At 67.7% G+C, this 8631-nt stretch carries 10 protein-coding genes; 2 read left to right on the top strand and 8 right to left on the bottom strand.

The window, feature by feature from the left end; translation table 11 throughout:
- Positions 1–164 precede the first annotated feature (164 nt).
- Complete coding sequence (locus JWP28_RS08045) at positions 165–320, top strand: hypothetical protein (RefSeq protein ID WP_299541865.1); 156 nt, start codon at positions 165–167, stop codon at positions 318–320.
- Positions 321–380: 60 nt separating this feature from the next.
- On the opposite strand, the gene JWP28_RS08040 is transcribed toward JWP28_RS08045, so the two are convergent.
- Genes JWP28_RS08040 through purC form a run of 6 tightly spaced genes read right to left on the bottom strand, consistent with a single transcriptional unit; the run spans position 381 to position 4812 of the window.
- Positions 381–2306 (bottom strand): CocE/NonD family hydrolase, encoded by a 1926-nt coding sequence (locus JWP28_RS08040; protein ID WP_299541863.1) that lies wholly within the window; start codon positions 2304–2306, stop codon positions 381–383.
- 11 nt (positions 2307–2317) lie between these two features.
- On the bottom strand, positions 2318–2980 hold the full coding sequence (gene purQ / locus JWP28_RS08035; protein WP_299541861.1) for a phosphoribosylformylglycinamidine synthase subunit PurQ: 663 nt from the start codon (positions 2978–2980) through the stop codon (positions 2318–2320).
- A complete protein-coding gene (locus tag JWP28_RS08030; protein ID WP_299541859.1) occupies positions 2977–3444 on the bottom strand; it encodes a DUF3291 domain-containing protein in 468 nt (155 codons plus the stop codon). The genes purQ and JWP28_RS08030 overlap by 4 nt, the downstream gene beginning before the upstream one ends.
- The gene (locus JWP28_RS08025; RefSeq protein ID WP_299541857.1) at positions 3441–3818 is read right to left on the bottom strand and encodes a hypothetical protein; all 378 of its coding nucleotides are present in this window, start codon (positions 3816–3818) and stop codon (positions 3441–3443) included. The genes JWP28_RS08030 and JWP28_RS08025 overlap by 4 nt, the downstream gene beginning before the upstream one ends.
- Complete coding sequence (gene purS / locus JWP28_RS08020; RefSeq protein WP_299541855.1) at positions 3815–4054, bottom strand: phosphoribosylformylglycinamidine synthase subunit PurS; 240 nt, start codon at positions 4052–4054, stop codon at positions 3815–3817. The genes JWP28_RS08025 and purS overlap by 4 nt, the downstream gene beginning before the upstream one ends.
- Positions 4054–4812: a phosphoribosylaminoimidazolesuccinocarboxamide synthase gene (purC, locus tag JWP28_RS08015; RefSeq protein ID WP_299541867.1), complete on the bottom strand. Its 759-nt coding sequence runs from the start codon at positions 4810–4812 to the stop codon at positions 4054–4056. The genes purS and purC overlap by 1 nt, the downstream gene beginning before the upstream one ends.
- 240 nt (positions 4813–5052) lie before the next feature.
- Here purC and JWP28_RS08010 point away from each other — a divergent pair, with 240 nt between their 5' ends.
- On the top strand, positions 5053–5376 hold the full coding sequence (locus tag JWP28_RS08010) for a DUF1476 domain-containing protein (protein ID WP_299541853.1): 324 nt from the start codon (positions 5053–5055) through the stop codon (positions 5374–5376).
- A 2-nt stretch (positions 5377–5378) separates the two neighbouring features.
- Here JWP28_RS08010 and purB read toward each other — a convergent pair whose 3' ends face one another.
- Together purB and JWP28_RS08000 are read right to left on the bottom strand one after the other, a co-directional pair.
- Complete coding sequence (purB, locus tag JWP28_RS08005) at positions 5379–6707, bottom strand: adenylosuccinate lyase (RefSeq protein WP_299541851.1); 1329 nt, start codon at positions 6705–6707, stop codon at positions 5379–5381.
- Between the two features lie 63 nt (positions 6708–6770).
- On the bottom strand, positions 6771–8384 hold the full coding sequence (locus JWP28_RS08000; protein WP_299541849.1) for an MFS transporter: 1614 nt from the start codon (positions 8382–8384) through the stop codon (positions 6771–6773).
- Positions 8385–8631: the final 247 nt, after the last annotated feature.

The following is an 8631-nucleotide window of genomic DNA, read 5'->3' as shown; positions in this document are numbered from 1 at the left end:
CGAATTCGGCGGCCGATTCGGCCAGGGATTTGGAAGGCGCGGCGCTCATGGCCGCCTTCTAGCGAGGTTCTGCGCGGGGCGCGATAGGCGGGAACATCTGCGGCTGCCGTCGGTTGGTCGCACGCCCGGCGTCGGGCCAGACGTCGCAGAATCTGGAGGCGAACATGGCCGATCAGCAGTCCAACGACAATCGCCAGCAACAGCAAGAGTCCAGCGGCCGTCGGATGGACCAGAAAGGCAAGAAGAGTTCCGGTCAGGGCAGTCAGTCCGGCTCCAAGCAGAGCGGCCAGAACAACCAAAAGGGCGACGGCAAGCACTAGCCGGCCTTCGTCATTTGCGGAACGACGGGCCGGAGCGCACGTGCGCTCCGGCCCCTTCGCTTAGGGAGCGGTCACCACGGGCAGCTCGATGGCGCTCGCCTGTGCGCCTGAGTGGTAGACCCGCTGGGTGGCCTTCACGTAGTCGGCCGGCTTGGCGAAGAAGATGTTGGGCACGAAGGTCTGCGGGTTGCGGTCATAGAGCGGGAACCAGCTCGACTGGATCTGCACCATGACCCGATGCCCGGGCAGAAATACGTGGTTCGTGGTCGGCATCACGAAGCGGTACTTCTCCACGACGCCCGCCGGAATAGGCTTGGGCGTCGCGAAGCTCTCCCGGTAGCGGCCGCGGAAGATATCCATGGCGATGGGCAGTTCGTAGCCGCCGAGCTCGGCCTGGCTGGGGACGGTGTCCGGGTAGACGTCGATCAGCTTCACGACCCAGTCGCTATCCGTCCCGCTGGTCGAGGCGAAAAGGTTGACGATCGGCGCGCCGGAGATCTGCAGCGGGGAGGTCAGCGGCTCGGTCGTGTAGGTGAGCACGTCGGGCCGGTCGTCCACGTGGCGCTGGTCGGTGGTCAGCCAGTAGCGCCACTGGTCGCCGTCGTCGTTGCGCACCGGGCGGCGGACGTAGGGCGCCGGCTTGGCGGGATCGGAGACATATTCGTCGAAAGCGGCGCCTGAGGCGGCCGGCGGGGCGAAACCGAGGCCCAGGCCGGGTTCCAGGTAGAGCGGCGTCATCTTGGCAGGGCAGCTCGTTTCGCAGGCGAGCGGCCACTTGGGCAGGCGCCGCCACTCCATGGTCCCGGTCTCGAAGATGAACACGGGCGGGGTGTCGGCCTTCGGCGCATTGGTCTTGAGGTGCGCGTCGAGGAAGGGCTTCAGCACCTTCAGCCGGAAGTCGGTGGCGGTGTCGCCGGGCAACTTGACGGCGTTCTGGGCGCGCTGCTCGTAGTTGACGCCGGAGTGCCGCCAGGGCCCCAGCACCAGGTAGTTCATGTCATTCCTGGCGTCCTTGGGCTCTGTCGCCAGGTAGGCGTGGATCGTGCCCCACATGTCTTCCTGGTCCCACAGCGCCCCGACCCACATGGTGGGGACCTTCAGCGGCTGGGCGGCGAGCGTCCTGTCGAGGGCCTGCTCGCTCCAGAACTCGTCATAGGACGGGTGCTCGGTGACCTTGCGGCAGAAGGGGATCTGGTCGAGGCCGGCGGCCTTGCCGAAGTCCCCCGCCGAGCCCGCGCGCAGGAAGTTCGTGTAGTCGTCCAGCCCGTCGCGGGGGATCTCCTTGCCCTCGCCGCGCGCCGTCATCTGGCCGGTGAAGTAGTCCATGTTCTTCAGGCGAAAGGCGCCGTAGTGGAACCAGTCATCGCCCATCCAGCCGTCGACCATCGCGCTTTGCGGCACCGCGGCCTTCAGCGCCGGGTGTGGGTTGATAAGGCCCATCACGGTGGTGAAGCCGTCGTAGGACGAGCCGATCATGCCGACCCGCCCGTTTGTCTCCGGCGTGTTCTTCACCAGCCAGTCGGTGGTGTCCCAGATGTCGGTCGTGTGGTCGACCTTAGTGTGGTTCAGCGGCCCGATCAGCGGGCGGGTGACTACATAGTCGCCCTCGGACCCGTATTTGCCGCGGATGTCCTGATAGACCCGGATGTAGCCGTCGGTGACGAAGGGCTCGTCAAGCTGGGCGAGCTCGGCGGTGATGTGCGGCGAGGAAAAGCGCTCGGCGCGCTTCTTGGCGTTGTAGGGGGTGCGGGTCAAAAGGATCGCGGCGTCATGCGCCCCCTTGGCCATGACGATGACGGTGTAGAGCTTCACCCCGTCGCGCATGGGGATCATCACCGTGCGCTTGGTCCAGTCGTTCTTCGCCGCCGGGAAGTCGAACCGGGCCGGAATGTCCGGCGTCATCGGCGGGGTCTGTGCGCCCGCCGGGGCGGCGGCGACCAGCGCGCATGCGGAAAGGACGCCAAGGGCGAAGCTCTTCAGGATCATGGATGGCGTCCCTAGGCGCTCGCGAGCGCGCTCTGGAAGAGGATGGCGCCGTCCGCGGAGCCGAGCTCCGGCTCGAAGGCCCGGTCGGGGTGGGGCATCAGGCCGAGAACGTTGCCCCTACCGCTCACTATGCCGGCGATGCCGCGCGCAGAGCCATTGGGGTTGTCGAGGTAGCGGAACACCACCTGGCCTTCGCCTTCCAGCCGGTCGAGGGTCGGATCGTCGGCGAAGAAATTGCCTTCACCGTTGCCGACCGTCATGGCCACCTGGCGGCGGCCCGCGTAGCCGGCCGTGAAGCGGGTCTGGGCGTTGGTGACTTCCAGCTCGACGGCCTTGCAGACGTACTTGAGATGCTCGTTGCGCAGCAGGGCGCCGGGCAGCATCCGCGCCTCGCACAGCACCTGGAAGCCGTTGCAGATGCCGACGGTGGCCACGCCGCGCTCGGCGGCCGCCTTGACCTCGGCCATCACCGGCGAGAGGGACGCCATGGCCCCGCAGCGCAGGTAGTCGCCGTAGGAGAAGCCGCCCGGAAGGACGATCAGGTCCAGACGGTCGGGCAGCGCGGTGTCGCCGTGCCAGACCATGTCGACGCGGGCGCCGGTGGACCGCTCTATAGCCACCTTGCAGTCGCGGTCGCAGTTGGCGCCGGGGAAGACGATGACGGCTGCTTTCATGCGGAGATGTCCGTAAGGGCTGGCGCGGGAAAGCGCGAGCGGAAGTCGAAGGCGTGAGCGGTGGGGCCCTGAGCCCGCAGATGCTCGAGCCGCGCAAAGGCCTCGGCGCGGTCGGGCAAGGTCCCCGCGGGAATCCACCACATGGCCTGGTAAGGCTCGGTCGCAGGTTCGAACCAGCGCTCGCGATGCCTGACGAAATGGCCATGGGCGCTGCGGTAGGCGAAGGCGGCCAGCGCCTCGGCGCTCTCCCAGACCGAGAGGTTGGCGAGGATCATCGGGTCGATGTCCTCGGCGGGGATCTCGGAGTCGAAGCCAGTTCCGGTGGCGCGCCAGATGAACCCGGGCGAGGCTTCAGCCAGCGCATTGACCCGGTCCAGCGCCTCTCGGAACTCCGCGCTCTGCGGCGCGTCGATCGGTGCGGCCAGGCGGGCGATGTTGAACTGGGCGAGGTGGAGGCCGCTCATCTGCGGGTCCAGGTTTTGAGGGAGTCGAGATAGGCCATGAGCTGCCGGTAGCCCTTGGGATCGCCGTAGGGGCAGCCGGTGGTCTTCACCTGACCGCCGCTCGCCGTCTGCATCATGATCGCCGGGTGGCCGGGCGCGCCCTTCTCGGTGATCAGGTAGGAAGCCCGGCCGTCCTCGGTCGAATAGAAGCGATAGGGCTCGGCCGACTCGTGCGGCGCGGGGACGAGGTGCGGCTGGGCGGCGATCCTGGCGGCCTGGGCCTCGAAGGGTTGCGAGCAGTCGAGCGCGAGAGCCGCCGGGGCGGTCGCTTCGGGCTTCGGCGCGCAGGCCCCCGCCAGCGGGAGGATGAGGAGGAGGGCGGTCGGCCCCCTCACGCCACCTCCACGCGGTAGCTTTCGATCACCGTGTTGGCGAGCAGCTTGTCACACATGGCCTTGACCTCGGCCTCGGCGGCGGCGGCGTCCTTGGCGGCGAGGTCGAATTCGATGGTCCTGCCGACGCGGACGTGTTCGACGCCGCCCCAGCCCAGGCCGTGCAGCGCCTGCTCGACGGCCTTGCCCTGCACGTCGAGGACGCCGGGCTTCAGGAAGACGTGTACAATCGCCTTCACTAGTGGAGGCCTCCCTGGATGACGGTGGGCATCTCTTTCATGATGCCGAGGCGACGCGCCACCTCGGTGTAACTCTCGATGACGTTGCCGAGGTCGCGTCGGAAGCGGTCCTTGTCGAGCTTTTCGTTGGTCGTCGAGTCCCAGAGGCGGCAGCTGTCGGGGCTGATCTCGTCGGCCAGGATGATGCGGGCGAAGTCGTTTTCCCAGATCCGGCCGAATTCGACCTTGAAGTCCACGAGCGTGATGCCGACCGCGCCGAACATGCCGCTGAGGAAGTCGTTGACCCGCAGCGTCAGCGCCATGATGTCGTCGATCTCCTGGGTCGTGGCCCAGTTGAAGGCGGTGATGTGCTCCTCCGAGACCAGCGGGTCGTGCAGCTTGTCGTCCTTCAGGCAGAACTCGATGATCGAGCGGGGTAGGGCCTGGCCCTCGGGCAGGCCGAGGCGGACGGAAAGCGAGCCGGCCGCCACGTTGCGGCAGATCACCTCCAGCGGGATGATCTCCACCTCGCGGATCAGCTGCTCGCGCAGGTTCAGCCGCCGGATGAAGTGGTTCTGGACGCCGATCGCCGCGAGCCGCGTCATGATGTGCTCGCTGATGCGGTTGTTGATCACGCCCTTGCCCTCGAGCACCGCCTTCTTGGTGGCGTCGAAGGCGGTGGTGTCGTCCTTGAAATACTGGATGAGGGTGCCGGGCTCGGGTCCCTCGTAGAGGATCTTCGCCTTGCCCTCGTAGATCTTCTTACGGCGGGTCATAATCGCGCCTACTCCGTGGACGAGGGCTCTGCCGGTCGGGACAACGAAAAACGCGCGCGGTTTCAACCCTCGCGCGCGGATCCGACTCGGCGTCTCGCTTCATATGAGGCCCCGCAAAATTAGCGGATGCGGGCCATGGGCGCAAACCTCGCCGCCGCGCCGCCTTTCGATTGCGACGGGGAACGGGGCGGGATATGGGATCGCCGGTTCGCACCGTTTACGCGACGCCTCCCCGGGGACCGCATGACTACCTTTGACGATCGTGAACGTGGTTTCGAGAAGCGTTTCGCGCTCGATCAGGAGCAGGAGTTCAAAGCCTCGGCCCGGCGGAACCGTGCGCTGGGCGAGTGGGCGGCCCGCCTGATGGGCCTGGCGGACAAGCACGTCACCGAATACGCCCAGGCCGTGGTCAAGTCCGACTTCGAGCAGCCCGGCGAGGACGACGTCCTGCGCAAGGTGTTCGAGGACCTGAAGGGCGCCGGCGTCGCGATCACCGAGGGCGACGTGCGGATGAAGATGGCCGAACTGCTGGCCCAGGCCCGCGAAGGCGTCCGCGAAGGCAAATAAGCCTACTGGGCGGCGTGCTTCGCCGCGTTCGCCTCCTCACCGAAGACGCGGGCGAACACCCTGTCAACGTTCTTGAAGTGGTAGGCGAGGTCGAAGAGCTCGGCGAGTTCGGCGTCGGATAGCGTGACGTCCGGGTCGGCCTTCAGGAAGTCCAGGAAATTGCCCTCGCCGCGCCACACCCGCATGGCGTTGCGCTGCACCGCGGCATAGGCGGTCTCGCGGGCGACGCCCTTCTGGGTCAGCGCCAGCAGGATGCGCTGCGAATGCACGAGCCCGCCCAGGCGGTCGAGGTTCTTCGCCATGTTCTCCGGATAGATCACCAGCCGCTCGACCACGCTGGCAAGGCGCCGCAGCGCGAAGTCGAGGTGCACGGTGGCGTCCGGCGCGATGCCGCGCTCGACGGAGGAGTGGCTGATGTCCCGCTCGTGCCACAGCGCCACGTCCTCCAGCGCCGGGATCACCGCCGAACGGACCAGGCGCGCGAGGCCCGTCAGGTTCTCGGTGAGGATGGGATTGCGCTTATGCGGCATGGCGCTGGAGCCCTTCTGGCCTGCCTCGAAAGGCTCCTCGGCCTCCAGCACCTCGGTGCGCTGCAGGTGGCGGATCTCGGTCGCCAGCCGCTCGATCGAGGAGGCCACCACGGCGAGCGCCGCGAAATAGGCCGCGTGCCGGTCGCGCGGGATCACCTGGGTGGAGACCGGCTCGACGGCTAGGCCCAGCTTCGCCGCGACGTATTCCTCGACCTCGGGCGCCACATTGGCGAACGTCCCCACCGCGCCGGAGATCGCGCAGGTGGCGATCTCGAACTTCGCCATCGCCAGCCGCTCCTTGGCGCGCACGAACTCGGCATAGTGGCCGGCGAGCTTCAGGCCGAAGGTGGTCGGCTCGGCGTGGATGCCGTGGCTGCGCCCGATGGTCAGGGTGGTTTTGTGTTCAAAGGCGCGGGTCTTCAGCGCGGCCAGCACCAGGTCGACGTCCTCGATCAAGAGGTCAGTGGCGCGGCAGAGCTGCACCGCCAGCGCCGTGTCGTTGACGTCCGACGAGGTCATCCCCTGGTGCAGGAACCGCGCCTCGGGGCCGACCACCTCGGTGACGTGGGTCAGGAAGGCGATGACGTCGTGCTTCACCTCGCGCTCGATCTCGTCGATGCGCTCGGCGTCCCAGATGGCGTCGCGGCCCTTTTCCCAGATCACCCGGGCGGCTTCCTTGGGGATCACCCCCAATTCGGCCATGGCGTCGGCGGCGTGGGCCTCGATCTGAAACATGATCTTGAACCTCTCTTGAGGGCTCCAGATCGCGGCGGCTTCTTTGCGGGCGTAGCGGGGGATCATGTCGCCCGGTATGCGGGCGGTCCGCCGCTCAAGTCAAATTTTCATATGAAAATCTGAACGATTTCAGTCCCCCTCGCCGCGGTCGGCGCGGGCCTTGGCCATGGCCTTGGCGAGGCCGAAGGAGCCCAGCAGGTAGTGGAAGGCGCCCCAGAGGCTGAAGGCGTAGGCGACGATGATGCCGTGGCGGGTGCCGAGCACCAGCGCGCCCGAGCAGGCCGCCTTGGCCGCCGCGGCCGCTCCCGCCGCCGCCTTGCCGCCCGGGCAGGCCGCCTGGAAGTCCGCCGGGCGCGAGCCGAAGAAGCCGCTGATGGCGTCCCAGATCGTCCCTGCGCTCGCGTGCGCATAGTGGAAGGCCGAGAAGTGGTCGATCACCCAGCCGGTGAACGGCGGGCCGCCGCCCAGCGCGATCAGGTTCAGGAAGAACAGCAGGATCGCCGACGCGGTCGCCCGCTGGTGCGTCGGCGCCATGTTCTGCACCACCCCGAAGGTGGGCGCGAGATAGATGTAGGACAGCAGCCCCGGCAGCAGCAGGAAGCCCGCCGCCGCCTGCCAGCTCCCCGCGTTGTAGACCGCCACATAGGCCGGGTAGGCCAGCGCCACCCCGATCGCCGGCGCCAGCGCATACCAGCGCGGCGACAGCTTCGACAGCCGGTCGGTGAGCGGCCCGCCGATCAGGGTGCCGAGCCCTTGCGACAGGCCCTGCGCCAGGCCGACGATCAGCCCCACCTGGCCGATATTCAGATGGAAGGCGCGCACGAAATAGGGCGGCACGAACTGGCCCCCGCCGTAGTTGCCGAAGGAGACCAGCGTGATGCCCAGCACCATGTTCAGCACCGGCCACCGCCCGAACAGGAGCCCGATCACCGCCCCCAGCTCCTTGACCTCGCGGGCCAGCGAATAGGCCGGCGCCGCGCGCACTTCGGCGGTCTGGTCCTGGCCCTGGCCTGCGGCCAGGCCCCCTCTGTCGCGGAGTTTATCCTCGGGTCGGCCTTTGGCCGAGCCCGGGGGCGACATCTCCCCCAAAGGTGGAGAAATTGGCTCCGAATGCCCGCGCGGCGGCTCCTTCACCAAGAGCTTCAGCGCGATGGCCACCGCCACGCCGGGCAGGCCCACCACCATGAACGCCACCCGCCAGCCGAAGGTGTTGGCGATCAGCCCGCCGGCCACCGCCCCGATCATGGCCCCGAGCGGGATGCCGAAGCTGTAGACCGACAGCGCCGAGGCCCGCTTCTTGGGCTCGTAATAGTCGCTGATCAGCGAGTGCGCCGGCGGCGACAGGCCCGCCTCGCCGATCCCCACCCCGAACCGGCAGGCCGCCAGCGTCGCGAAACTCCCGGCCACGCCGCAGAGCGCGGTGAAGCCCGACCAGATGACGATCGACACGGCGATGATGTTGACCCGGCTGAACCGCTCGGCGAGCCGCGCGATGGGGATGCCCAGTAGCGTGTAGAGCAGCGCGAAATAGATCCCGCCCAAGAGGCCCAGCTGGGTGTCGGTGACCTTCAGCGTGTCCTTGATCGGCTGGCCGAGCGTGGCGATGATCGTCCGGTCGATGAAGTTCAGCGTGTAGGCGGTGACCAGCAGGAAGAGCACCAGCCGCTTGTAGTTCTCCGAATAGACGGGCTTCGGCGGGGCGGCGCTGAGCGGGCGCGGAGGGGCGACGGACGTGGCGGTCATGGTGCGGCGCGTTTCCCCGGAATTTTTGCTCGCCGCCCGCGGGGCGGGCGGCGGTTTGGGGGGAGGTTAGCGGGGGTGGGGGCGAGGGGATAGGGGGCTAGGAAGCGCTATTCGATGCCAGTTCTTCAGCCGCCTCCACTTCAGCCAGCGCCGCCTTACCTTCGTTGAAAGTTACAATGGACGATGGCAGTCCTATGAGAACGAGGGGGCACGGATTGCCGACACCCCTACGCAGGCGATCATCCAG

Source organism: Phenylobacterium sp., assembly GCF_028290885.1.
Lineage (GTDB): Bacteria > Pseudomonadota > Alphaproteobacteria > Caulobacterales > Caulobacteraceae > Phenylobacterium.
The sequence above is the reverse complement of the archived record's forward strand: the minus strand, read 5'-3'. Positions and strand labels throughout refer to the sequence as shown.

Excerpts from the sequence above, each read along its gene's own strand:
- JWP28_RS08045 (WP_299541865.1), top strand. The coding sequence starts at position 165 with ATGGCCGATCAGCAGTCCAACGACAATCGCCAGCAACAGCAAGAGTCC.
- JWP28_RS08040 (WP_299541863.1), bottom strand. The coding sequence starts at position 2,306 with ATGATCCTGAAGAGCTTCGCCCTTGGCGTCCTTTCCGCATGCGCGCTG.
- purQ (WP_299541861.1), bottom strand. The coding sequence starts at position 2,980 with ATGAAAGCAGCCGTCATCGTCTTCCCCGGCGCCAACTGCGACCGCGAC.
- JWP28_RS08030 (WP_299541859.1), bottom strand. The coding sequence starts at position 3,444 with ATGAGCGGCCTCCACCTCGCCCAGTTCAACATCGCCCGCCTGGCCGCA.
- JWP28_RS08010 (WP_299541853.1), top strand. The coding sequence starts at position 5,053 with ATGACTACCTTTGACGATCGTGAACGTGGTTTCGAGAAGCGTTTCGCG.
- purB (WP_299541851.1), bottom strand. The coding sequence starts at position 6,707 with ATGATCCCCCGCTACGCCCGCAAAGAAGCCGCCGCGATCTGGAGCCCT.
- JWP28_RS08000 (WP_299541849.1), bottom strand. The coding sequence starts at position 8,384 with ATGACCGCCACGTCCGTCGCCCCTCCGCGCCCGCTCAGCGCCGCCCCG.